The organism is Pinisolibacter aquiterrae (assembly GCF_019160155.1).
GTDB classification, from domain to species: domain Bacteria; phylum Pseudomonadota; class Alphaproteobacteria; order Rhizobiales; family Ancalomicrobiaceae; genus Pinisolibacter; species Pinisolibacter aquiterrae.
The window spans coordinates 88,827-111,910 of the sequence record NZ_JAFNIH010000061.1 but is presented as its reverse complement, the minus strand read 5'-3'; the positions used below and the strand labels follow the sequence as shown (position 1 = coordinate 111,910).

Annotated in this window: 20 protein-coding genes; 5 read left to right on the top strand and 15 right to left on the bottom strand. The window is 70.9% G+C overall.

Annotated elements, in window-relative coordinates; all coding sequences use genetic code 11:
• Nucleotides 1–166: 166 nt before the first annotated feature.
• From J3S89_RS21990 to J3S89_RS21980, 3 genes are all read right to left on the bottom strand, one after another.
• Nucleotides 167–1,714 carry an MDR family MFS transporter gene (locus tag J3S89_RS21990; protein WP_217931557.1) on the bottom strand — a complete coding sequence of 516 codons (1,548 nt, stop codon included), beginning with the start codon at nt 1,712–1,714 and terminating at the stop codon, nt 167–169.
• A gap of 152 nt (nt 1,715–1,866) precedes the next feature.
• Nucleotides 1,867–3,462 carry a thiamine pyrophosphate-binding protein gene (locus J3S89_RS21985; RefSeq protein ID WP_217931555.1) on the bottom strand — a complete coding sequence of 532 codons (1,596 nt, stop codon included), beginning with the start codon at nt 3,460–3,462 and terminating at the stop codon, nt 1,867–1,869.
• A 77-nt stretch (nt 3,463–3,539) separates the two neighbouring features.
• On the bottom strand, nt 3,540–3,917 hold the full coding sequence (locus J3S89_RS21980; protein ID WP_217931553.1) for a hypothetical protein: 378 nt from the start codon (nt 3,915–3,917) through the stop codon (nt 3,540–3,542).
• 132 nt (nt 3,918–4,049) lie between these two features.
• On the opposite strand from J3S89_RS21980, the gene J3S89_RS21975 reads away from it, so the two are divergent.
• Nucleotides 4,050–5,693, top strand: a complete 1,644-nt coding sequence (locus J3S89_RS21975) for a bifunctional aminoglycoside phosphotransferase/ATP-binding protein (protein ID WP_217931551.1) — start codon at nt 4,050–4,052, stop codon at nt 5,691–5,693.
• Nucleotides 5,694–5,874: 181 nt separating this feature from the next.
• Here the strand turns inward: J3S89_RS21975 and J3S89_RS21970 are convergent, their stop codons facing one another.
• The 3 genes from J3S89_RS21970 to xseA form a co-directional block, all read right to left on the bottom strand.
• Nucleotides 5,875–8,601 (bottom strand): bifunctional acetate--CoA ligase family protein/GNAT family N-acetyltransferase, encoded by a 2,727-nt coding sequence (locus J3S89_RS21970; protein ID WP_217931549.1) that lies wholly within the window; start codon nt 8,599–8,601, stop codon nt 5,875–5,877.
• A 188-nt stretch (nt 8,602–8,789) separates the two neighbouring features.
• Entirely contained in the window at nt 8,790–9,656 is an 867-nt protein-coding gene (locus tag J3S89_RS21965; RefSeq protein WP_217931547.1) for a universal stress protein, read from the bottom strand.
• A gap of 351 nt (nt 9,657–10,007) precedes the next feature.
• Nucleotides 10,008–11,462: an exodeoxyribonuclease VII large subunit gene (gene xseA / locus J3S89_RS21960; protein WP_230489014.1), complete on the bottom strand. Its 1,455-nt coding sequence runs from the start codon at nt 11,460–11,462 to the stop codon at nt 10,008–10,010.
• Between the two features lie 426 nt (nt 11,463–11,888).
• Here xseA and J3S89_RS23280 point away from each other — a divergent pair, with 426 nt between their 5' ends.
• Together J3S89_RS23280 and J3S89_RS21950 are read left to right on the top strand one after the other, a co-directional pair.
• Nucleotides 11,889–12,374, top strand: a complete 486-nt coding sequence (locus J3S89_RS23280) for a hypothetical protein (RefSeq protein ID WP_230489015.1) — start codon at nt 11,889–11,891, stop codon at nt 12,372–12,374.
• 174 nt (nt 12,375–12,548) lie between these two features.
• Nucleotides 12,549–13,295 carry a 16S rRNA (uracil(1498)-N(3))-methyltransferase gene (locus J3S89_RS21950; protein WP_217931912.1) on the top strand — a complete coding sequence of 249 codons (747 nt, stop codon included), beginning with the start codon at nt 12,549–12,551 and terminating at the stop codon, nt 13,293–13,295.
• On the opposite strand, the gene J3S89_RS21945 is transcribed toward J3S89_RS21950, so the two are convergent.
• Nucleotides 13,296–14,666, bottom strand: coding sequence for a glutamate--cysteine ligase (locus tag J3S89_RS21945; protein ID WP_217931541.1), 1,371 nt, complete (start codon nt 14,664–14,666; stop codon nt 13,296–13,298).
• 181 nt (nt 14,667–14,847) lie between these two features.
• Between J3S89_RS21945 and J3S89_RS21940 the strand changes: the two genes are divergently transcribed.
• Entirely contained in the window at nt 14,848–15,627 is a 780-nt protein-coding gene (locus J3S89_RS21940; protein ID WP_217931539.1) for a DUF937 domain-containing protein, read from the top strand.
• A gap of 37 nt (nt 15,628–15,664) precedes the next feature.
• Here J3S89_RS21940 and J3S89_RS21935 read toward each other — a convergent pair whose 3' ends face one another.
• The gene (locus J3S89_RS21935) at nt 15,665–16,021 is read right to left on the bottom strand and encodes a DUF1127 domain-containing protein (protein WP_217931536.1); all 357 of its coding nucleotides are present in this window, start codon (nt 16,019–16,021) and stop codon (nt 15,665–15,667) included.
• A gap of 187 nt (nt 16,022–16,208) precedes the next feature.
• Here J3S89_RS21935 and J3S89_RS21930 point away from each other — a divergent pair, with 187 nt between their 5' ends.
• Nucleotides 16,209–17,093 carry a LysR substrate-binding domain-containing protein gene (locus tag J3S89_RS21930; protein WP_217931534.1) on the top strand — a complete coding sequence of 295 codons (885 nt, stop codon included), beginning with the start codon at nt 16,209–16,211 and terminating at the stop codon, nt 17,091–17,093.
• A gap of 24 nt (nt 17,094–17,117) precedes the next feature.
• Here J3S89_RS21930 and J3S89_RS21925 read toward each other — a convergent pair whose 3' ends face one another.
• The 7 genes from J3S89_RS21925 to J3S89_RS21895 all read right to left on the bottom strand — a co-directional run bounded on the left by J3S89_RS21925 (nt 17,118) and on the right by J3S89_RS21895 (nt 23,040).
• On the bottom strand, nt 17,118–17,609 hold the full coding sequence (locus J3S89_RS21925; RefSeq protein ID WP_217931532.1) for a hypothetical protein: 492 nt from the start codon (nt 17,607–17,609) through the stop codon (nt 17,118–17,120).
• A gap of 119 nt (nt 17,610–17,728) precedes the next feature.
• Nucleotides 17,729–18,673, bottom strand: a complete 945-nt coding sequence (locus J3S89_RS21920; RefSeq protein WP_217931530.1) for a DMT family transporter — start codon at nt 18,671–18,673, stop codon at nt 17,729–17,731.
• 132 nt (nt 18,674–18,805) lie between these two features.
• Nucleotides 18,806–19,240 (bottom strand): hypothetical protein, encoded by a 435-nt coding sequence (locus tag J3S89_RS21915; protein ID WP_217931528.1) that lies wholly within the window; start codon nt 19,238–19,240, stop codon nt 18,806–18,808.
• 40 nt (nt 19,241–19,280) lie between these two features.
• Entirely contained in the window at nt 19,281–19,955 is a 675-nt protein-coding gene (locus tag J3S89_RS21910; RefSeq protein ID WP_217931526.1) for a LutC/YkgG family protein, read from the bottom strand.
• A gap of 40 nt (nt 19,956–19,995) precedes the next feature.
• A complete protein-coding gene (locus J3S89_RS21905) occupies nt 19,996–21,414 on the bottom strand; it encodes a LutB/LldF family L-lactate oxidation iron-sulfur protein (protein ID WP_217931524.1) in 1,419 nt (472 codons plus the stop codon).
• Between the two features lie 4 nt (nt 21,415–21,418).
• Nucleotides 21,419–22,204 (bottom strand): (Fe-S)-binding protein, encoded by a 786-nt coding sequence (locus J3S89_RS21900; protein WP_217931522.1) that lies wholly within the window; start codon nt 22,202–22,204, stop codon nt 21,419–21,421.
• Complete coding sequence (locus J3S89_RS21895; protein WP_217931520.1) at nt 22,201–23,040, bottom strand: FadR/GntR family transcriptional regulator; 840 nt, start codon at nt 23,038–23,040, stop codon at nt 22,201–22,203. The genes J3S89_RS21900 and J3S89_RS21895 overlap by 4 nt, the downstream gene beginning before the upstream one ends.
• Between the last annotated feature and the right edge of the window lie 44 nt (nt 23,041–23,084).

Here is a 23,084-nt window from a genome sequence, read left to right as displayed (position 1 = left end):
CCTGTTCGACTTCCTGTCGAGGTGCCCGGCCGACGGCCGGGCCTCGAAACACGAGGTCGTCGACGGGCCGCGCCGATCGGCCCTTCGCGCTTCGGGGCTCGCTCGCTCGCGCACCTCGGCATGAAGGGCCTCCGCTCCCGACCCGAGCCGGAGCCCCGCTCTGCGCTCACTCCTCGGAGATCGCGTCGCGCAGCAGCGTGTCGGGCAGGCCGAGCACCAGCACGAAGGCGATGGTCATCACCACGCCGGAGAGCACGAAACAGCCGGTCAGCGCGCCGCGATAGACGTCCGAGACCATCGCTTGCTGCGCCGGCGTGAACCGGGCCAGCGCCTCGACGCCGTGCGCCGTCAGATCGGCGACGTCGATGCCGCCGATGTGGCCGAAGGCGCCGGAAAGGCGCTGCGCCATGATCGTGCCCGAGGTCGCGACCCCGAGCGCCCCGCCGAGCGAGCGGGCGAAGGTCATGGCCCCGGTCGCCGCCCCCAACTCGCGATGCGCCACCGCGTTCTGCACCGCCACCGTGATGTTGGGCATGCCCATGCCCATCCCGAGGCCGAGAAGGGCCATCGACACCAGGAACACCATCGGCGCGGCGCCCACCCAGGCGAAGACCGCGAGGCTGGCGAGCGCCACCGCCTCGAGCCCGATCCCGGCGAGCAGGAACGGTCGATTGCGCCCGCTGCGCGACACCAGCGCGCCGCCGATGAAGGAGGTGAGCACCATCCCGACCACCTGCGGCAGGAGCATGGCCCCGGCGGTCGCCGGCGCCATGCCGAGCACCAGCTGGAAATAGAGCGGCAGGAAGACGGTCGATCCCATCATCGCGAAGACCATCATGCCGCCGACCACCACGCCGCGACGGAAGACCACGTTGTGGAACAGCGGCAGGCGGATCAGCGGATCGGCGGCGCGGCGTTCCTGCGCCAGGAAGCCGGCCACCAGGAGCACCGTCAGCGTCAGAAGCCCCGCCGCCGACGGCGACACCCAGGGAAATTCGCTGCCGCCCCAGGCGAGCAGCAACAGGAAGCTCGCGGTGGCACCCGTCAGGAGGGCCGCGCCGATCCAGTCGATCGGCGCCGTCTCGCGCTTCGCCGAGCCGGGCAGGGCGACGGCGATCATGGTCAGCGCCAGGAGCCCGATCGGTAGGTTGATGTAGAACACCCAGCGCCAAGAGATCATCTGCGTGATGGCGCCGCCGAGCACGGGGCCGGCGACCGACGCGAGGGCGAACGTGCCGGTGAAGAGCCCCTGATAGCGCGGCCGCTCGCGGGGCGAGATGACGTCGCCGATCACCGATTGGGCGAGCACCAGCAGACCACCGGCGCCGAGCCCCTGCAGCCCGCGAAAGGCGATCAATGCGCCCATCGAGCGCGCCGAGCCGCAGGCGAGCGACCCGGCGAGGAAGAGCCCGACCGCGACGAAGATCAGCAGGCGCCGGCCGAACAGATCGGAGAGCTTGCCGTAGAGCGTCGTCGTCGCGGTCGAGGTCAGCATGAAGGCGGTGACGACCCACGACAGATGCTGCATGCCACCGAGATCGCCGACGATCCGGGGGAGCGCGGTGTTGACGATGTTCTGGTCGAGAGCCGCCAGGATCATCGTCAGGAGCGCGCCGGTCAGCACCAGCGCCAGTCGCGGCGAAACCGGGCCGGTCGGCTTCGTGGCCCCGCCGTCCATCATTGCCGTCTCGCGGCTCGTCGTCGCGTCGTTCAACCCTGCATCTCCTGCCTCTCGGGCGCGATCGCGGGCGCCCACGGCCCGATCCGACACCCCGGCGGCGACCCTAGGGATGCCGTCGCCGATGTCGAGACCGATCTCACTCGGTTCACTCTCGAGTGATCGAGACCGGCGGCTGCGCCGACGGTTCAGCCCGGTCGCGCCGCCGCCTCGGGGATCCTCGTCGGCGCCGTGCGCGGGGGACTCGCGGTTCCGTCGAGCCGGATGTGGAGAAGCGACGGGCCGCCGCAGACGCGCGCCGCCTCGAAGGCCGGGGCGAAGGCCTCCGCCGTCTCGACCGCCGCCGCGAAGGCGCCGTAGATCCGCGCGATCGCCGCGACGTCGGTCGGCGACGGGGGCCTCTCGCCGTCGTCGAACAGCAGCACGATCGGCGCGACGCCGTTTTCGCACGCGGTGGCGAGCTCCGACAGCGTCCGCAGCACGTCGCCGGCGCCGGTCGCGACCACCACCGGCCGGCCGGGGAGGGCGAGCCCTGCGGCGATCCCGGCGGGAAGGCCCCGGCCGATCGCGCCGAAGGTCGTCGTGAGCTGGGTCGCGAAGCGGCGGAACCGCCAGTGGCGCTGGAGCCGCAGCGAGGCGGGGCTCGCATCGCCGACGAGGATCGTCTCCGGCGGCAAGGCGGCCCGCAGGTGGTCGATCACCCCGGCCATCCGCACGGCTCCGGCGTCGGCCGGCTGGGACTCCGACCAGGCGACGTGCTCGGCCCGCGCCGCCTCGCGCCAAGCCGCCCAGGCGACCCCGGCCGGCGGCGGCTCGAGCCCCTCGGCGGCGGCGGCGAAGGCGGAGGGCGAGGCGTGGATCGCGAGATCGGGCGGCATGGCCCCGCCGAGATCCTCGGCGCTCGCATGGACATGGACCAGGGTCCGGCTCGACCCGTCCTCCGGCGCCGTCGCTCGGTCCGTCCCGGAGGCGACATCGGCGCCGACGATCAGGAGGAGGTCGGCCGCGTCGATCCGCGCCGCGAGGGCGGGGTCACCGGCCGGCCCGACGTCGCCGACGTAATGCGGATCGAGCTGATCGAACAACGCCTGCCGGCCGAAGGCGCAGGCGACCGGCAGATCGAACTTGTCGGCGAAACGCGCGAATTGCCGATAGGCCTTCTCGCTCCATCGCGAGCCGCCGAGAAGCGCGAGCGGCCGCTTCGCCGCCCAGAGCCGCTTCTGCAAGTCCCACATCGAGGCGGCGCCGGGATGGGTCTCGACGATCGGCGCCGGCCGGATCGCGCGCGGTGCCGACGCGAGCCCTTCCGCGAGCGCGGTCGGAAGGAGCACCACCACCGGACCGGGGCGCCCCGAGGCCGCGATCGTGAAGGCCCGCGTCACCATCGCGACCGAGCCGTCGGGGCCGTCGATCTCGGCGACCCATTTGGCCGAGGAGGCGAAGAGGTCGCGAAGAGGGCCGGTCGCGCCGCCTTCGATCCCGTCGACGAGGAGGATCAGCGGCGTCGCCTCGTGAGCGGCGAGACGGAGACCGGCGACGGCGAGGGCCGCGCCGCAGTCGCCCGAAACCACCACCACGCCGGGCCGGCCCGTAAGCCGCGCCGTGGCCTCCGCCATGACGACGGCGCTGGTCTCGAGAGCGGCGGCAACGACTTCGATCGCGTGGGCATGCAAGGCGTCGATCGCCGCGCCGGACCCCGCGCTCGCCACCGTGAACACCCGCGCGACGCCATTGGCCGCCAGGGTCTCGGCCACCAGTCGCGCCGCCTTGGTCTCGCCCATCATCCTGCCTCTCCTCGTTCGCAAGACGACGGTCATCTCACGAGCGGGGCGCGCCGGGAAAGGGGCTTGCTGGTCGGAACTCACACTTCGACCACGGTGACCACGGTGAAGGTGTTGAGATCGCCGTCCTCGTCCTTGATCGAGACGTATTCGCCGACCACGAAGGGATGCGCGCCGAAACGATAACCGGCCTCGTCGTCCTCGTCGCCGGTGATGTCGTAGCGAAACGCCCAACTGCCGCCGGGACGATGGACGAGATGGCCGATGTCCTCCTCCTCGCCGCCCCAGAACCGGCGCACGCGACACTTCTCGCGGACCTTCTTCCAGGCCTCGGCGTCGATGCGCCCCTCGGCGTCGAGCGGCGCCAGGAATTCGTAGCCATGACGAGCGGATCCCGTCGGATGGTCCTTGGTGCGCGCCAGATTGAGGCGGATCTTCTTCAGTCCGGATGCGGCCATCGTTTCCTCCCGTCGACCGTGTCATTCTATCGCGCCGGCCATACCCGGCCACATTGACCTCGGTCAACGTAACAGCCCGTGACATCGATCTAATATCTTATTGGAGCCGATCGTCCGAAGGGGAACGAACCGATGCCCGACATCGACGACGACACCCCCCGGCCCGACCCGGCGAACGACCCGATCGCCGCTCAGATGGGGGTGTGGGAGGAGGTTGCCGCCTTCCTCGGCGACCCCGCCACTCACGGCCTCACCGAGCCCGTGACCCGCATCGACACCCATGCCGCCGTGGTGTTCCTCGCCGGGCCGCTCGCCTACAAGATCAAGCGCCCGGTGCGCTTCCCCTTCCTCGATTTCTCCACTCTCGAGCGCCGCGCCGGCGCCTGCCGCCGCGAGATCGACGTGGATCGACCGATCGCCCCCACGGTCTATCGCCGCGTCGTGGCGATCACCCGCGAGGCCGACGGCCGGCTGGCGATCGGCGGCCATGGCGACGCCGTCGAATGGGCGGTGGAGATGAACCGCTTCGACGAGACCGCCACCCTCGACCGCACCGTCGGCGCGAAACCCCTCGAGATGAGCTTCGTCGAGGCGCTCGCGGGGGAGATCGCCCAGGCCCAGTCGCGCGCCCGTATCCGCGAGGCCGGCCCCTGGCTCGCCGACGTCGCCGCCTATCTCGCGCAGAACCGCGCCGCCTTCGCCGATCGTCCCGATCTCTTTCCCGCCGATGCCGCCGAGCGGCTCCACCGGCTCTCGCTCGAGCGCCTCACCGATTGCGCCGATCTGATCGAGGATCGCGGCCGGCTCGGCCGCATCCGCGTCGGCCACGGCGATCTCCACTGCGCCAACATCGCGGTGGTCGACGGCCGACCGCAGCTCTTCGACGCGATCGAGTTCGACGACGCGATCGCCACCGGCGACGTCCTCTACGACGTCGCCTTCCTGGTGATGGATCTCGACGTCCACGGCGATCGCCCCGCCGCCCGCCGCCTGCTCGGGCGCTGGCTGCTGGAGAGCGCCCGTCTCGAGGCGCGCGGGCCCCATCTGCGCGATCTCGAGGAGGTGCTCCTCGCCGAGATCGACGCGCTCGCCGCCCTGCCGCTGTGGCTGTCGATCCGCGCGGCGCTGCGTGCCAAGATCGCCGCCGCCACCTCCCGTCACCTCGAGGGCGCCGCGCGGGAGGCGCAGGAGGCGCTCGCCCGCCGCTTCTTCGCCGCCGCCTGCGGCTTCGTCGAGCCGGTGACGCCGCGCCTCGTCGCCATCGGCGGCCTGTCGGGCGCCGGCAAGTCGACGCTCGCCCGCGGCCTCGCCTGCGATCTGATGCCCGCCCCCGGCGCGATGGTCCTGCGCTCCGACGAGATCCGCAAACTCGTCGCCGGTGTCGGTGCCACCGTGCGCCTCGGCCCCGAACACTACACCCGCGCCGCCTCCGATCGGGTCTATCGGCTGCTGCTCGCCGCCGCCGCCGCCGCGCTCGCCGCCGGCCGATCGGTGATCACCGACGCCGTGTCGCTCCACCCGGAGGAGCGCGCCCGCTTCGCCGCCATCGCGCGGGCGACCGAGGCCGAATTCACCGGCCTGTGGCTCGACGTCGACGCCGCCGTCGCCGCCGCCCGGGTCGACGATCGCCGCGGCGATGCCTCCGACGCCGATGCCACCGTGGTCGCCTTTCAGAGCGCGCGCGGCCCCGGCGCCGTCGACTGGCGGCGGATCGATGCCGGCGGGACGCCCGAGGCGACGCTCGCCGCCGCCCGCGCAGTGCTCCACGAGGGTTGAGGTCGACGCGGAGGCGTGTTCGCGCCTCTTCCGGCGTCGAGCCCCATCGCGGAGAGCCCGATCGTGGATCGGTCTCGAGAGAGTCGTGAACCACGAGGGGCGATGCCCGGCGGCCCTTCGCCCTTCGAAACGCGCCTGCGGCGCTCCTCGGGGTGAAGGAGCTCCTCCGGAGTCCGCCGCCTCACTCGCCCGGCAGATCCTCGGGCGCGTCCATCGTCTCGACCGGCAGGGTCACGACCGCGATCGATTCGTCGTCGGGCGAGGATTTGACCGAGAAGCCGAGCGCCTCGCACATCGAGATCATCACCCGGTTCTCGCGCAGGATCTCGCCCTTGACCGCCGACAGCCCGTCCGCCTTGGCCCATTCGATCATCAGCTTCATCAGCTTCCAGCCGAGGCCCTGACCCTTGAGGTTGGAACGCAGCAGGATGGCGTATTCGCCGGAGACGTGATCGGGATCGGCATGGAGGCGGACCGCGCCGAGCAGTTTGCCCGTGTCCTTTTCGATCGCCGCGAAGGCGATCGCGCGCTCGTAGTCGAGCTGGGTCAGCTTGGCGAGGAAGGCGTGGGTGAAGTCCTTGATCGGCGCGAAGAAGCGCAGCCTGAGATCCTCCGGCGTGACCTCCTTGAAGAAGTCGGGATAGAGCGCCTCGTCCTCGGGCCGGATCGGCCGCATCAGCACGGCGCGGCCGTCCTTCAGCGCGGTCTCGCGCTCCCACTCCTTCGGATAGGGCCGGATCGCCAGCCGCGGATGGCCGATCTTGCCGGCGCGCCGGGTGATCGCCTCGATCCGGACGCGCGCGTCGAGGACGATGACGCCCTCGTGGTCGGCGACGATCGGATTGAGATCGAGCTCGCGGATCTCCGGGATGTCGCAGGCGAGACGGCTCAGTTTGCACAGCGTCAGCGCCACCGCGTATTCGTCGACCGGCGGCCGGTTGCGATAGCCCGCCATCAGCTTGGCGACGCGCGTCTCCGAGATCAGCGAATGGGCGAGGTTCATGTCGATCGGCACCAGATCGAGCGCCCGGTCGCCGACCACCTCGACCGAGGTCCCGCCCAGGCCGAACACCACCACCGGCCCGAACACGAAGTCGTCGGCGATGCCGGCGAGCAGCTCGATGCCGAACCGCTTCTCCACCATCGGCATGACGATGACGCCGTCGATCACCTTGTCGGGGAAGCGGGCGCGGATCCGCGCCAGCATCTCGCAGGTCGCGTCGGCCACCTCCTCCTCGCTCTCGAGGCCGAGCCGGACGCCGTCGACGTCCGACTTGAAGGCGATCTCGCGCGAGGCGATCTTCAGCACCACGCGCCGATTGTCGCGCAGATAGGGCCGCGCCGCCTCCGCCGCCGCGCGCCCGTCGGCGGCGAGACTGGTCGGCAACACCGGGATGTCGTAGGCGGCGAGGAGGTCGCGCACGGCGACCGGCGACAGCCACTCCCGGCCCTCGTCGAGCGCGCTCTGGACGATCGCCCGTGCCTCCACTGGGCGCGGCTGGAACTCCGCCGGCAGCGGCTCGGGGATGGTCATCAGCCGCTCCTGCGCGGCGATGTGGCGCACCAGATGGCCGAAGGACCGCACCGCCTCTTCCGGCGTCGGATGGCAGGGCACGCCGGCGGCATGGAGAATGGCGTCGGTGTCGTCGGTGAGATCGAGGAACGAGGTCATGATCGGCCGCCGGCGCCCGATCTTCTTGGCCTGGATCTGGGCGAGCGCGGCGATCTTCTTGGCGACCTCGGTCGCGTCGACGAAGGCGGAGGGCGCGTGCAGCACCATGACCGATTCGACCGACGGATCGATCGTCACCGCCTCGATCGCGGCTCCGAAGGCGGCCGCGTCGGCGTCGTCGGGCAGGGTCAGCGGGTTGCCCGCCTCGCGCCCGAGCCGCACCAGCGGCGCCAGCGCCTCCAGCGTCTGGGCGGAGAAGGCCGCGAGTTCCCCGCCGTTGGTGGCGAGATGGTCGATGGCGATGGTGGCGAGGCTGCGCCCGTTGGCGATCACCGCCACCTTGCGGCAGGGCGTCGGCTTGACCCGGGTGATCGTCTCGGAGGCATCGAAGAGCTCGTCGATACTGTCGACGCGGACGAGGCCGGCCCGGCGGAAGGCGGCGTCATAGACCCAGTCGGTGGTGGCCAGACGCGAGGAATGGGTGTTGCCGACCATGCGATTGTCGCGGCTGACGCCCGAGCGGATGACGATCACCGGCTTGGTGCGGGCGCAGGCGCGCGCCGCCGACAGGAACTTCGACGGCGACCAGATGCTCTCGAGATGGACGAGCACCGCGCGGGTGCGATAGTCGGCGCAGAAGTGATCGAGCAGGTCGCCGATGTCGACATCGACCTTCTGGCCGAGCGACACGACCGCCGAGAAGCCGATCCCGTTGGCCTCGGCCCACGACAGGGTCGAATTGATCACCGCCGACGAGCGCGACACCAGCGCCAGATCGCCCTTCTTCACCGGCCGCGCGGCCAGCGACAGATCGAGCCCGGCATGCGGGCTGACCACGCCGAGGCTGCCCGGCCCGATCAGCCGGATGCCGTGACGGCGCGCCGCCTCCAGCACCTGACGGGTGGTGAAGAACGGCCATTCGTCGTAGCCGCGCGAGAGGAACAGCGCCGCCTTCATGCCGCGCGCGCCGAGCGCCTCGATCACCTCGAGCGCGCTCTCCGCCCCCGACAGCACCACCGCCAGATCGGCCGTTCCCTCGAAGGCCTCGAACGACGGCACCACCGCGCCGCTCCACCCCTCCGGCGCGGCCACCCCGGCGAGCGTCACCCGGCCGCGAAAGCCGCCGCGCGCGAAATTGCGAAAGAAGAGATCGAGCGCGGCCGAACCGATGTGGTCCGGTCCGATCACGACGACGGACCGCGGCTGGAAGATGCCGTCGAGATTGCGTATGGCCATGTGCCCCCCGGCGTCGATGGCGTGGCGACCGCGCGAAGCCTCGGCCCGCGCGTCCTCACTCGTGGACGAGCAGCCTCTCCCGAGCGGTTCCTCCCTTCCTTCGGCGCCGTCGGGCGGTCTTGCCGCCGCCGCGCGCGCCTTCGCCCGCCCGTCCGCGTCTCCTCACGCGGACGGGTGGGCGATCGATCTCAATGCGCCATCAGGATCGGCAGGGTCATCGAGGCGAGAATGCCTCGGGTCGCCCCGCCGAGCAGAAATTCGCGAACCCGGCTGTGGCCGTAGCCGCCCATCACCAGGAGGTCGAACGACTTGTCGGCGGCCTGATCGAGCAGCGCGTCGGCGACCGCGATGTCGGGCGCCTCGATCTGTTCGACCTCGACGTCGAGCCCGTGCCGGGCGAGCCAAGTAGCGAGGTCGGCGCCGGGCTGGCCCGGATCCGAACCGGCCCGCTCGACCATCACGACCGCGAGCTTCGAGGCCATGTGCAGCACCGGCATCGCCGCGTGGACCGCGCGCGCCGCCGTGCGGCCGCCGTCCCAGCCGATCATGATGCGATCGAAGGCGAGCGCGCCGCGCGAGATGTAGGGTACGAGCAGCGTCGGCGCCGCGCCCTCGAACAGCGCGGTCTCGATCATCGCCTCGCGCATCGGCTCGGGATGGTCGGGATCGTCCTGGCCGATCACGACGAGATCGGTGGTGCGGGCGGCGGCGGCGAAGCCTTCCGGTACCCCGCCCATCAGGATCTCCGAGACGCGCGTCTCGTGCGGGACGCCGAGACGGGTCGCCTCCGCCGTGAAGGCGGCGGCGGCGGCATCGGCGACGGCGATCGCCTGAGTGCGCGCCTGTTCGATGACCTCGACCGGCAGCGGCGCCACCACGAAGCCGGGGACGATCGGATCGACCGCCAACGCCACCGCGGTGACGTGGGCGCCGATTCGCGCCGCCAGTTCGAGCGCCGCCGTCGTGGCGGGTCCGAGGGAAGCGCCTTCGGCCGAAGACCGCGCGTCGACGCGCGGTCCATTGTCGAGCAGCACCAGCATGTCCTTGATCGTCATGGCGGTCCCCTCCTGAAGAGGTCTCCCCGAGGTCGCGCGGGTCGCGATCCGTGGTTCATGAGAACCTTCGCATGCCCGACCGGGCCCCCGCTTTGATCGAACGCAAGATTGCCCGTTCGGGCGCGAAACTAGCCGTATACGTCAGAAAGTTCCAGCTTACTTTCCCCTCTCCACACAAATGCTCCGACCGCGCGGGGCCCCCCCGCCCGGACGGAGCACCGAAAGGCGCCGATCTCCCCCGATTTCCCAGGCCGGCCTCGATCTCTCGGCGCCTCGTGGAGACGAACGCGACCGGGTCCGAAGTCCTCGGAGTCCCGTCGCGTCCCCCTCTCGGTCGACGGCTAGCACGTCTCAGAAGAGCGAGCCCTGCGACGCCGGCGGTTCGGCCCTGCGTTTCGTCTTCACGCCGCGCGCCGGTGGCGATTTCGGTGCCGGCGACGGCTCCGCCGGCCGGTCGCCGGCGACGGCGTCGACCCGACCGTCGGCGAATTCGATCGCCAGCGCCTGGCCCGACGCGACCGCCCGCGCGCTCGCCACCGGGCGCCCGTCGCCGTCGCGCACCAACGCGAAACCGCGCGCCAGAACGCTGCGATAGGAGAGCGCGGCGAGGACCTGCGACAGGCCCGCGAGCCGGTCGCCGCGCCGGGCGAGGCCGGTCCGCGTCGAGCGGTCGAGCCGATCGCCGAGCTGGCCGAGGCGCTCGCGCTCGCGCGCCGTCCGCGCCGTCACCAGGGTCGGCGAGAGCCGCCCGGAGATCCGCGCGAAACGGGTCGCGTGCACCCGCGTCGCCGCGTCGAGCGCCCGCGCCAGCCGTCCGCCGGCGATGTCGAGCCTCTGCCGCGCGGTCTCGATCATCGATCGCGCCGAGGGGAGCGCGCGCGCCGCCGAGCGCAGATCGCCGCGCCGCGCCTCGAGCCCGCGCCGCACCGCGCCGGAGAGCCGGAGCCCGAGGCCCTCGACCTGATCGAGGAGATCGGCGCGGACCGGAACCACCATTTCCGCCGCTCCGGTCGGGGTCGGCGCGCGCAGGTCGGCGACGAGATCGAGCAGCGTCCAATCGGTCTCGTGACCGATCGCCGAGACCAGAGGGATCGAGCAGGCCGCCGCCGCGCGCACCACGATCTCCTCGTTGAAGCTCCAGAGATCCTCGAGGCTGCCGCCGCCGCGCGCCACGATCAGCACGTCGGGGCGTGGCACCCCGGCGCGGCCCTGCGCCGGGATCGCGTCGAACCCGGCGATGGCCTCGGCCACCTCGCGCGCCGAGGTCTCGCCCTGGACCCGGACCGGCCACACGATCACCCGGACCGGGAAACGGTCGGCGAGGCGGTGGAGAATGTCGCGGATCACCGCGCCGGTCGGCGAGGTGACGACGCCGACCACCTTGGGTAGACGTGGCAGGCCCACCTTGCGGGCGGCGTCGAACAGGCCCTCGGCGGTCAGCTGCTTCTTGCGTTCCTCGAGCAGCGCCATCAGCGCGCCGATGCCCGCCGGCTCCAGCGCCTCGATCACGATCTGATATTTGGACGAGCCGGGGAAGGTGGTGAGCCGCCCGGTGGCGACCACCTCGAGCCCCTCCTGCGGCTTGAACTTGAGCTTGGAAAACGAACCGCGCCAGATCACCGCGTCGATCTTGGCGGCGGCGTCCTTGAGCGAGAAATAGGCGTGACCGGAGGAATGGACCCCGCGAAAGCCCGATACCTCGCCGCGCACACGCACCCAGCCGAACCCGTCCTCGATCGCGCGTTTGACCGCCTGGGAGAGTTCCGAGACGGAGAATTCGACGACGTTGGGCGTGGGTTCGGACACGTGTGAGTCCCCTGGGCGGTGGTCGGCGGGGAGCGTGGCGGGGTGCCGCCGCGCCGTCAAGGCGCCTCGCGCGGGACGACGCCTTCGTTCGATGAGCGGTCGCCGGGCGCGGGCGGGCTCTCGACGCGGGGGCGGGAGGAAGAGCCTCGCACCCTCCTCCGAGGTCAGTCTCCGAAATCCAGTCTTTCGAGGAGCCGTCCGAGACGATCTTCGGAAAGAGGGGATCGCACGTTCGCGATAGTCTCCGTCTGTTCTTCGAAGGGGCCCGGTTCTTCGTGACGTCGGGTTGAGACGCCGGAATTTCGGGTTGATCGGCGATGCGGTAACTCGGTATGCTGCCGATCGTCCGTCGCGGGTGATCTCGCGCGGCGGATCGCGGATCGCGGCGGCTCGGCCGGATGCGACGAGAGGAGGATTGGGAGAGACATGATCAGAGCTTCGCTGTTCGCGTGTGCCCTGGTGGTGATGGCCGGATCGACCATCGTCCAGGCCATGCCCAACGACCCCGACACCACTCCGGGCGGTCAGCGTTTCTGCAAACAATACGCCTCGACCACCGCCGGCGTCGTGGCCGACGCGCTCCGGCGAAACCCGTCGTGTCTGGACTACCGCAGGGGCGTGCATTCCAATTACGGCATGCATTTCGATTGGTGCATGCGCACGCCGCGCACCGAGGTCGAAGGGGCAGCGGACAACATCCGCCGGCTCGTGGCGCAATGCACCGGCCCCGCCGTCCGGCGAAGTGCTCCGCCGCCGATCAAGCGCGAGAGCTGGTATTGCCGGGCGAAGGGCGACGGCAATTCGGTCAGTTGGGCGCGCAGCGGCACGATGGAGCGATCCCGGCAGGCCGTCATGCAGGAATGCGGCAAGAAGAGCCGCTCGTGTCAGTTGCTCTCCTGCAATCGCGAGTGATCGCGCGCCGCTTCGCTCGCCGATCACCGCCCGAGCGGAGCGGCCGCCCCCGGCGACACGGCGGACGCCCGTCCGCCCTCGACCGGCGCCGTCCACAGCCGTCGCATCCGCCGGCCTGCCGTTTCGGCGTGGTCGTGCTATGACGGTGCGAAGACACCGTCCGTGAAGCCGACCATGGCCCGTTACGATTTTCGCCTTCAGCGCCTGTTCCTGCGCGCCTCGCTCCACGAGGCCGCCGACGTCGAACTCGATCGTGAGCAGGCGAACTATCTCCTGTCCGTGCTGCGAATGGGCGAGGGCGATCGTCTCCTGGTCTTCAACGGGGCCGACGGCGAATGGCTGGCGCACGTCGCTCCGGCCGGCCGCCGCGCCTGTCGCCTGACCATCGTCGAGCAGGTGCGCCCGCAGACGCCGCTGCCCGATCTCGACTGGCTCTTCGCCCCACTGAAACACGCCCGCCTCGACTACATGGTGCAGAAGGCGGTGGAGATGGGCGCCGGGCGTCTGCGCCCCGTCATCACCCGCCACACCCAGGTGACGCGGGTCAACGTCGAGCGGATGGAGGCGAACGTCGTCGAGGCGGCCGAGCAATGCGGCGTCATCGCCCTGCCGAGCGTCGCCGAGCCGGTCTCCCTCGATCACCTCCTCGACACCTGGCACGTCCACGACGCCGGCCGCCGCATTCTCTTCTGCGACGAGCACGAGGAGACCACCAATCCGCTCGGGATCCTCGGCGCTCTCGAGCGCGGCCCGCTCGCCGTCCTGATCGGCCCGGAAGGTGGTTTCGCCAAAGAGGAGCGGGCGATCCTGCGCTCCAAGGCCTATGTCACGCCGATCCCGCTGGGACCCCGCATCCTGCGCGCCGACACCGCCGCCGTCGCGGCCCTGGCCGTGGTCCAGGCCGCGCTCGGCGATTGGTGATCACATCTCCGTCGTCGCGAGGATACGGCCGATGTCGCGGCCGTTCGCCTCGAAATCGGCGAGCATCCGTTCGGCGAGGGTCTTGCCCGAGGCGACGATCTCGTCGAGCACGTCGAGATGGATGCCCTCGTCGCGGCCCTGCGCGTCGAGACGCCCGCGCCGCTTCAGGCCGCCGCGCGCGATCGCCAGAACCTCGCGCGCCACGTCGCGCGCCGTGCCCGAGCGGAACGGCGTCGCCAGCGCCGAACGCGGCACCGCGTCGCGCAAGGCCTGCCGCTCCGCCGCCGTCCAGTCGGCGACGAGCCGGTTCGCCGCGTCGAGCGCCTCGGCGTCGTAGAGGAGCCCGACCCACAACGCAGGCAGCGCCGCGATGTGGCTGCGCGGGCCGGCGTCGGCGCCGCGCATCTCGATGTAGCGCTTGAGCCGAACCTCGGGGAAGAGCGTCCCCATGTGGTTGGTCCAGTCGCCCATCTCCGGCACGACGCCGGGCAGGCGCTCCGCCAGCGCCCCGTCCATGAACTGCCGGAAGGTGACCCCGGTCACGTCGTGATAGGTGGCGCCGCGCTTGACGAAATACATCGGCACGTCGAGCGCCCAGTCGACGTAGGAGGCATAGCCGAAGCCGGGCTCGAAGGCCTGCGGCAGCATGCCGGTGCGGTTGCGGTCGGTGTCGCGCCAGATCTCCGAACGGGTCGACAAGAACCGCGTGGGCCGGCCGTCGAGGAACGGGGAGGCGGCGAAGAGAGCGGTCGCGATCGGTTGCAGGGCGAGACCCACCCGCATCTTCGCGGCCATGTCGGCCTCGGAGGCGAAGTCGAGGTTCACCTGCACGGTCGAGGTGCGGAACATCATGTCGAGGCCGCGCGTGCCGACCTTGGGCATGTAGCCCATCATGATCTTGTAGCGCGACTTCGGCATCACCGGCGTCTCGGCGAGCGACCATTTCGGCGAGGTGCCGAGGCCGGAGAAGCCGAGCCCGAGCGGATCGCCGATCGCCGCGACGTCGGCGAGATGGCCGGCGAGTTCGGCGGCGGTCGCGTGGACGTCGGCGAGTGGTGCCCCCGACAGCTCGAACTGTCCGCCCGGTTCCAGGCTGATGGCGCCGCCGCCGTGATCGTCGGCGAGGCCGATGATCGCCTCGCCGTCGAAGATCGGCTCCCAGCCGTTGCGGTCGCGCAGGCCCTCGAGCAGCGCGCGGATGCCGTCCGTGCCCTCGTAGGCGACGGCCGAGCCGTCGGCCCGGCGGAACGGGAACTTCTCGTGCTCGGTGCCGAGCTTCCAGGACGGGCTCGGCTTTTCACCCTCCGCGATCCAGGCGACGAGGTCGTCGTGGGCTTCGATGGGGCGTTCGTCTGAAGTGTCGCGGGCCATGTGGCGGGATCCTGGGGTGTCGGGCCGGGCAACATACAGAGGGTGTGATGACGCGACAAATGCGAAATCCTGACGCTGCGAGGAAGTCGATTTGACCGATCGACCTCACCCAACGTCAGTTTGACGCGCCCCCGATCCCGGAGGATGATCGCGCCCGTCGGGGAGAGGGTGGGCCATCGTCATGCAAGAGACATTGAATTCTCTGTTCAAACTGATGGATCCGGCAAAGATTTCCGACGTCCTGTCGACGCGCGGCATGTCGGTCGAGCAGAGCCGCGCCGCCTTCGACGCGCTGGTTCCGGCGCTCGGTCAGGCGATGCGCCGCCGCGCGGCCGATCCGCGCGGTCTCGCCGAGATGATGGGGCTGGTGAAGCCGAAGCCCGACTTCGCCGCCTCCATGCCGGGCGGCGAGGCGCTCGGGCGCCTGTTCGGGTCGCGGCAACTGACGGAAGCCGTGATCGACACGGTGTCGAAGACGTCGGGCGTCGATCGCAAGGTGCTGGAGATCGCCCTGCCGCTCGCCACCGAGCAGACCATGGCCGCCTTCGCCGACACGTTGAAGAGCCATCCCCTGACCGAGACCTTCGCGTCTCTGGTCGAGCCCAAGCCGCGGTCCGCCCCGACCCTCGAGGAGATCCTGACCGACTCGATCGGCCCGGCGACCTCGCGCCTCGTCGGCAAGGCTCTGCGCGAGACCCCGAACCCGATCGGCCCGCAGAACGTCTTCGGCGAGATCCTCGGCGAGTTCATCCGCGGCTTCAACAACGGCGGTCCGCCGATCGACGAGGACCTGGCACCCGAGGACGAGGTGCCGCCGCCCGGCCGCGCGGTCGGGCAGCTGTTCGAGGCCGGCCGCGCCGCCCAGGACGAACAGCACCGCGCCCTCGAGGCGATCTTCGATCGCTTCTGGAGCGACGCGGCCGAGATGACGGGGAAACTGCCGTCGGCCCCCTCGGCCTGAGGTCGAAGGGGCCTCGCGTCTCATCCCGGGCCGGGTCTCAGGCCGGCGAACGCGCCTCCGCCACCGTCGCGCGATTGGAACCTTCCCCGGCCTCGGCCCGGAAGCCGTCGATCGCCGCGCGCCGCAGCGCCCGCGATCCCGCCCGCCGCTCCACCGCCAGAATGCGCAGCCGCGTCGACGGATCGCTCAGTGTCGGCATCGCCAGCGCCGCCGTCACGTCGCCGCGACGGAGGCCGATGTCGGCGAGCATGTGATCGTCGAAGGCGAGGAGCTCGCGCACGACACGGCGATGACGATGCGCCGTCCAGCCCCGCACGAAGACCGCGACGCCGTTCGCGAAGGCACCCGCCAGGGTGTCGAACAGGGCGAGGGGGGTGAGCTTCGAATGGGACATGGGACTCTCCTCTGATCTCTCCGATCGTTGCGATTTCGGTCGCGTAAAGAAACGGCCGCCGAATCGAGCGATTCGGCGGCGGCGTGAAGGGGTTGCGACCAGAACGGCGACACCATGCCTCGGGACGATTGATCGATCCAGCGAATGTTCTTAATCTGCGACTTCAAGAATTTTGATGGAGTACCTCATGCCGGCGGCCTTGGATCTCGACCAGTTGAAGACCTTCGTCGCCATCGCCGAGACCGGGTCCTTCACCCGCGCCGCCGATCGGGTCGCCAAGACGCAGTCGGCGGTGTCGATGCAGATGCGTCGGCTCGAGGAGAGGATCGGCAAGCCGATCTTCTCGCGCGAGGGCCGCGGATCGCGCCTGTCGGAGGACGGCGAGCGGCTGCTGTCCTACGCCCGCCGCCTGCTGCGCCTCAACGACGAAACCCTCACCGCCTTCGCCGACGCGGAACTGGTCGGCCGCGTTCGTCTCGGCACCCCCGACGACTATGCCGATCGCTTCCTGCCGGAGATCCTCGCCCGCTTCGCCGCCTCCAATTCGCGCGCCGAGGTGACGGTGGTCTGCGCGCCGACCCCGACCCTGGTCGAGGCGATGCGGCTCGGTGAGCTCGACGTGGCGATCATCACCCATGTCCGCGAGAAGGGTCCGTCCGAGATCATTCGCCGCGAGCCGTTGCTGTGGGTCGGCTCCCAGCGCCACGCCGCCCATGAGGTCGATCCCTTGCCGGTGGCGCTCGGGCGCCCGACCTGCGACTGGCGCCGCGCCGCGCTCGACGGGCTCGAGGCGGCCGGCCGGCGCCATCGCCTGCTCTACGTCAGTTGGAATTCGACCGCCGTCGGCGCCGCCGTTCTGGCCGGGCTCGCGGTTTCGGTCCTGCCGGAATCGGCGTTGCGTCCGGGCATGCGCGTGCTCGGGGAGCGCGAGGGCCTGCCGCCCCTGCCGATGGTCGACATCGGCCTGTTGCGTGGACGCGAGAAGCCCTCCGTCGTCGTCGAGGCGCTCACCGGCCACATCGTCTCCTCGCTCGACAATCTCTCGTCGGCGCCGTGGAGCACGATGGAATGAGGTCGTTCCGGCGGAGACATCGCGTCAGCGGAAGGCGCTGCCGAGGGCGTTGACGCGGTCGGTCGCGGAGGGTTCGGCCGACCGGCTCGACGTCGGCTCGCGGCCGGTGTCGTTGGCGAGCGGCACCGTGCTCTTGTCGACGGTGCCCTTGAGCCGGGTTCCGTCCGGACCGATCTCCATCACCATGATGCGGCCGTTGCGCATGTCGCGATAGAGCATCGTCGGCGCGTCGCGCGGCCGCTGGACCGAGGGGCCGGTGCCGTCCTCGGCGCCGATCACGCCGGTCTGCGGCACCGAGAGCGTACGCGCCGCGCCGAATTCCCAGATCACCGCGATCCCGACCGCCGCGAGCACCAGAATGGCGGCGGCGATCATGACGATGCCGATCTTGTCGCGGGTGGAGGCGCCCGGATGGGCCGCCTTGTCCCGCGCCGACCGGGACGCGGCCGCCTGCGGGCGCGCCGGAGCGCGGGCGGGGGGGCGCGAACGGGGCAGGGGGCGGGCGGCGACGGCCATGGGACACCTCGGTTCGTCCCACTGTGACACGCCGAAGGTTCAGGACAGGTAAAGCGCGTGACGTTCTTTCGCCCGTCCCGCAGCGGAAAGAGGGAATTCGAGCGTCGTCTCGGTGGGTCTCAGTGTCGCAGCACGAAGAGATTGCCGAGGAGAACGGCCGCGAGCCCGACGATCGCCGGCCCCGTCCAGACGTAACCTTCGAAGACGGTGGAGATCGCCAGCGCGAAAACCGGGAACATCACGGTCGCATAACCCGCCCGCGCCGCGCCGATCCGCCCGAGCAGCGTCAGATAGGCCCAGAAGGCGGCGACCGAGGAGACGATCGACAGCCAGAGCAGCGACACGACATAGGAGACCGAGGTGTCGAAGACGAAGGCTTCGCCCTGGATCACCGCCGCGAACATCAGGAAGACGACCGCCCAGGTCATGCCCCAGGCGGTGGCGGCGAGAACCGGAATGCCGCGCCTCTGCACCGCGCTCGACACCATGTTGCCGGCGCAGAAGAAAGTGGTGCCGGCGACGCACAGAGCGAGCCCGCCCGCCGCCGCGAGATCGAAGTCCGCCCCGGCGATGCGCGGCCAGAACATCGCCGCCACCCCGGAGAACCCGAGCAATCCGCCGATCAGCACCCGCGTCGAGATCGACTGGCGAAAGATCACGAAGCCCATCAGCAGGTTGATCACCGAGGCGAGCGAGAACACGACCGACAGGAGCCCCGACGGCAGGCCCTGGGCGCCGTGGTAGAAGAGATTGAAATTCATCGAGAAGATGAAGAAGCCGAGCGCGGCGAAGCCGAGATGCTCGCGCCAGGGAAAGGTCACCCGTTCGCGCCGGATCACCACCCAGATCCACATCGCCGCCGCCGAGATCACGAAGCGCCACACCAGCGAGACCTCGGGCGCCACCGAGACGATCTGCGCCTTCATGGCGATCCAACTGGTCGACCAGGCGAAGACGGTGATCGCGTAGAGCAGCGCGTCATAGGCGCCGAAACGGCCGGTGCCCGCTGCCGACCGGGTCGCGGCGGCGCTCGGGCGCGAGGAGATCGATGGGGACGTCGTCATGAAACCTCGAGAGGCGCGTGGGCCGAAAGATCGAGCCGACGGCACCGGAACGAGCCTGCACGATCGTCCGACGATCGGCGCGGGTCCAGACAAACTTTCTGATCGGTCCGATCGGTGCGGCTGATGAACGGCTCAGTCGCCGCCGTCGCCACCCCCGCCGTCGCCACCCCCGTCGCCGTCTCCGCCGTCCCCGTCGCTCTCGGCGGCGGTTCCGTCGGCGGAGCCGGAGAGGTCGGTGGCGGGCTCGGGCGCGCCTTGCGCCTCGCCGCCGTCCCCGGCCGCCTCGTCCGGCGCGGCGGCGGCGTCGTCGGGGTCGCGTCCCTGGGCCTCCTCGCGCTGCATCGCGCGCGCCTCGAGCCCGACCACGAATGCGCCGCCCACCGCCGCGGCCGCGGCCGCGCCCGGCGCCAGCGTCGCCGCCGACGGAGAGGGGCTCGCGCCGGCACCGCCCGGGTCGCCGACATCGCCGACGATCACCGGCTCGGCCGGCCGCTCCGCCGGAGCGGGCGCGGTCGTCGCGGGGGGCCGTCGTTTCGGCCGGAACAGCCGGGTCCACAGACCAGTCATGGATGCCTCCGCTCTCCGCCGCGCGCGGCGGATCGCTCGATCAGCCGCCGACGACGATCAGGTGCAACGAACGCGGACCATGCGCGCCGAGCAGCATCGTCTGCTCGATGTCGCCGGAGCGCGACGGGCCGGTGATCATGTTGAGCGCGCGCGGCATCGAGCCCGCCCCCCAGATCGAGCGGACTTTCGCCCACACCGTCTCGTAGTCGCCGACCAGATCCTCGGCCGAAACCACGACGAGATGATGTTCCGGCAGGAAATTGAGCGTGGTCGGATTGTCGCGACCCGAGGTCAGCACCACCGTGCCGGTCTCCGCGACCCCGGCCAGGGCCTGACTGAGGCCGGCGAGATCGTGCCCGTCGGAGGGGCCGACGCTCACCGCGAGCTGCGGTTCGGTGTCGAAGGGCAGCGCCGCGAGACGCGGATCCTCGCCCCGGCGAATCGCCTGCGGCAGGTTCTTCGAGCGCAGATAGGCGGCGACCGCGCCGGGCACCTCGGCGCTCGACGCGACCCGCGCCACCGAGGCGAAGACCGCCTCGGCCTTCTCCACGAAGAGAGCGATCCGCGCCTCGCCCTCGACGGCGCCGCGCGCCGGCACGATCCCGGCGGGATGGCTGCGCAGCCGCTCGGTGACGGTGGCGCGCCGCGCCGAATCGTCGGGGGAGGAGAGCCTCGATCGGCGGATCTTGGAAAGGATGCTGTCGCGTGCGTTCATGTGTGACCCGTCTGCCTGTGGGGATGGTCGGAGGGGGCCGTCACGGCCGCTCGCCCGCCTTCCAGCGATCCATGAAGGTGCCGCCCTCCGGGGCCGGCATGTCGCGATGTTTCGTCCAGCCGTCGCCGAGCGGCAGGCGCGCGACGCGGCCCCGTCCGCCCGAGAGCGTCGCCAGACCCCAGCGTCCGATCCGCGCCGCGAGCCGGTAGAGCCCCGGCCGCCGGGCGAGGAAGGCCCAGAGCCCGAGCCCGAAGCGCTGCGTGCCGGGATTGAGCGCCTTCTCCCACTCGCGCGCGCGCCACGCCCGCATCATGCGCGGCAGCGGGATCCGCATGGGACACACGCTCTCGCAGCGCCCGCAGAAGGTCGAGGCGTTGGGCAGATGCCCGGTCTGCTCGATACCGACGAGAGTGGGCGTCAGCACCGCGCCCATCGGCCCGGGATAGACCCAGCCGTAGGCATGGCCGCCGATCTGCTGATAGACCGGGCAATGGTTCATGCAGGCGCCGCAGCGGATGCAGCGCAGCATGTCCTCGAACTCGGTGCCGAGCATCGCCGAGCGGCCGTTGTCGAGCAGCACGACGTGATATTCGCCCGGCCCGTCGGGGTCGTCGGCCCGGCGCGGGCCGGTCGAAAAGGTCGTGTAGACGCTCATCTCCTGGCCGGTGGCCGACCGCGCCAGCACGCGCATCAGCGTGTCGACGTCCTCGAGCGTCGGCACGATCTTCTCGATCGAGGCGAGCACCACATGGGCCTTGGGCAGCGTCTGGGTGAGGTCGCCGTTGCCCTCGTTGGTGACGATGATCGAGGTGCCGGTCTCCGCCACCAGGAAGTTGGCGCCGGTGATGCCGACGTCGGCGGCGAGGAACTGCTCGCGCAGCACCGCGCGGGCCTCCGAGAGCAGCGTGACCGGCTCGCTGAGGTCGCGGTCGACGGCGAGATGCTCGTGCACCCGGCGGAAGTCGCCGGCGACCTGCTCCTTGGTGAGATGGACGGCGGGCGCGATGATGTGGCTCGGATGCTCGCCGCGCAACTGGATGATGTATTCGCCGAGATCGGTCTCGACCGGCCGGATGCCCTGCGCCTCCAGATGATCGTTGAGCGCGATCTCCTCGGTGATCATGCTCTTGCCCTTGGTGACGGTCTTCGCCCCCAGGCGCCGGCAGATGTCGGTGACGATGCGGCGCGCGTCCTCCGCCGTCTCCGCCCAATGGACGTGACCGCCGGAGGCGATCACCTTGCGCTCGTAGGCCTCGAGATAGAGGTCGAGATGCTTCAGCACGTGGATCTTGAGATCGCGGGCGGAATCGCGAAGGGCCTCGAACTCAGGGAGGCTCGCGGCGCCCTTCTTGCGCTTGGCGACGAAGCCGGTCTCCACGTTGCCGAGCGCCTTCTGGAGCTGGGTGTCGTGGATCGCGGCGGTGGCGTTCTCCTTGAACGCGGGGGATGTGACCTTCATCGTCTCACTCTCCCGTCTTCGCGGCGCCGATCGCCGGGCCGTCGGCCATGTTCGCCAGAACCTCGGCCACGTGACGGGCCTCGACCTTCGAGCCGGTGCGCGTCATCCGCCCGGCCATGTTCATGAGACAGCCGAGATCGCCGGCGAGGATCGTCGTCGCGCCGCTCTCCTCGATCGCCACGCATTTCTTGGTGACGATCGCGCCGGAGAGGTCCGGGTACTTGACCGCGAAGGTGCCGCCGAAGCCGCAGCAGACGTCCGGATCCTTCATCTCGGTGAGCGTCAGCCCCTCGACGGCCGCCAGCAGCTTGCGCGGCTGCGCCTGGATGCCCAGCTCGCGCAGGCCCGAGCAACTGTCGTGATAGGTCACCGTGCCGTCGAACCGAGCCCCGGTCGAGGTGACGCCGAGGTCGTCGACCAGGAACGAGATCAGCTCGCGCGACTTGGCCGCGAGCGCCAGCGCGCGCGCCTTCCACGGATCGTCGTCGGCGAAGAGCTCGGGATAATGGGTGGCGATCATCCCGGCGCAGGACCCCGACGGCGCCACCAGGAAATCGAAACCCTCGAATTCGGCGATCACCCGCTTCGCCAGCGCGACCGCGTCCTTGCGGTCGCCGGAATTGAACGCCGGCTGGCCGCAACAGGTCTGCGACGGCGGCACCACCACCTCGCAGCCGGCGTCCTCGAGCAGCTTCACCGCCGCGAAGCCGATCGTCGGCCGCATCAGATCGACCAGACAGGTGACGAAGAGGGCCACGCGAGGGCGGCGGGCGGGAGAGGGCGTGGTCATGCGGCGCTTTCGTCGTTGCGGGGCGGGCGGGAGGAGGGGGCGGCGGTCGCGTCGCGACGGCCGCCGGCGACATGGAGGTCGAAGAGCTCGAGCCGGTCGCGCGAGGCGCGCTCGCGCGCGTCCGCGGCCGCCAGTTCGGCGAGATCGGCGGCGACCCCGTCGACATGGATTTCGGCACGCGCCCGCGCGGCGGGGGCATCGCCCGCGACGACCGCCTCGGCGATCGCCAGATGCTCGGCGAGCAGGCGCTCGCGCGCGCTCGGCAGGAGATAGAGTTTCGGCCGCGCCGTGGTGACACCGTCGACCTGGAGGCGGTTGATCGCATGGGCGACGTGCAGCGCCACCAGATTGTGGGCGGCCTCGGCGATCGTCATGTGGAGATCGACGTCGAGTTCCGCCTCGCGCGCCTCGTCGCGGGCCTCGTGCGCCGCGCGCATCGCGGTGACGATCCGGCCGATCATCGCCCTGTCGTCGGCGGTGGCGCGCCGCGCCGCCATCTCCGCCGTCCAGCCCTCGAAGGCGCGGCGGAACTCCAGCGTGTCGCGCCCGGCGCGGTCGTCGCGGGCGAGGAGGGCGGCGAGCGGGGCCGCGAAGGCCGGGCGGATCAGATCGGCGACGAAGGTTCCCTCGCCCTGCCGGCCGACCAGGAGCCCCTCGTCCTCCATCTGCTTCAGCGCCTCGCGCAACACCGGCCGCGACACGTCGAGACGCTGCGCCAGATCCCGCTCGCTCGGCAGCCGGTCGCCGGACCGAAGCACCCCGTCGACGATCAGCACCTCGAGGCGCCGCATCACCATGTCGGAGGCGCGGTCGTGTTCGATCGGGCGAAAGGGCAAACGGGCGGTCCTCGGCCGGGGCTGCGGGAGAGCGGACTGTGGCG

Bases quoted from the DNA above. Each gene is read 5' to 3' on its own strand.
- J3S89_RS21985 (WP_217931555.1), bottom strand. From the start codon at position 3,462: ATGATGGGCGAGACCAAGGCGGCGCGACTGGTGGCCGAGACCCTGGCG.
- J3S89_RS21980 (WP_217931553.1), bottom strand. From the start codon at position 3,917: ATGGCCGCATCCGGACTGAAGAAGATCCGCCTCAATCTGGCGCGCACC.
- J3S89_RS21975 (WP_217931551.1), top strand. From the start codon at position 4,050: ATGCCCGACATCGACGACGACACCCCCCGGCCCGACCCGGCGAACGAC.
- J3S89_RS21970 (WP_217931549.1), bottom strand. From the start codon at position 8,601: ATGGCCATACGCAATCTCGACGGCATCTTCCAGCCGCGGTCCGTCGTC.
- J3S89_RS21965 (WP_217931547.1), bottom strand. From the start codon at position 9,656: ATGACGATCAAGGACATGCTGGTGCTGCTCGACAATGGACCGCGCGTC.
- J3S89_RS23280 (WP_230489015.1), top strand. From the start codon at position 11,889: ATGATCAGAGCTTCGCTGTTCGCGTGTGCCCTGGTGGTGATGGCCGGA.
- J3S89_RS21950 (WP_217931912.1), top strand. From the start codon at position 12,549: ATGGCCCGTTACGATTTTCGCCTTCAGCGCCTGTTCCTGCGCGCCTCG.
- J3S89_RS21945 (WP_217931541.1), bottom strand. From the start codon at position 14,666: ATGGCCCGCGACACTTCAGACGAACGCCCCATCGAAGCCCACGACGAC.
- J3S89_RS21940 (WP_217931539.1), top strand. From the start codon at position 14,848: ATGCAAGAGACATTGAATTCTCTGTTCAAACTGATGGATCCGGCAAAG.
- J3S89_RS21935 (WP_217931536.1), bottom strand. From the start codon at position 16,021: ATGTCCCATTCGAAGCTCACCCCCCTCGCCCTGTTCGACACCCTGGCG.
- J3S89_RS21930 (WP_217931534.1), top strand. From the start codon at position 16,209: ATGCCGGCGGCCTTGGATCTCGACCAGTTGAAGACCTTCGTCGCCATC.
- J3S89_RS21925 (WP_217931532.1), bottom strand. From the start codon at position 17,609: ATGGCCGTCGCCGCCCGCCCCCTGCCCCGTTCGCGCCCCCCCGCCCGC.
- J3S89_RS21920 (WP_217931530.1), bottom strand. From the start codon at position 18,673: ATGACGACGTCCCCATCGATCTCCTCGCGCCCGAGCGCCGCCGCGACC.
- J3S89_RS21915 (WP_217931528.1), bottom strand. From the start codon at position 19,240: ATGACTGGTCTGTGGACCCGGCTGTTCCGGCCGAAACGACGGCCCCCC.
- J3S89_RS21910 (WP_217931526.1), bottom strand. From the start codon at position 19,955: ATGAACGCACGCGACAGCATCCTTTCCAAGATCCGCCGATCGAGGCTC.
- J3S89_RS21905 (WP_217931524.1), bottom strand. From the start codon at position 21,414: ATGAAGGTCACATCCCCCGCGTTCAAGGAGAACGCCACCGCCGCGATC.
- J3S89_RS21900 (WP_217931522.1), bottom strand. From the start codon at position 22,204: ATGACCACGCCCTCTCCCGCCCGCCGCCCTCGCGTGGCCCTCTTCGTC.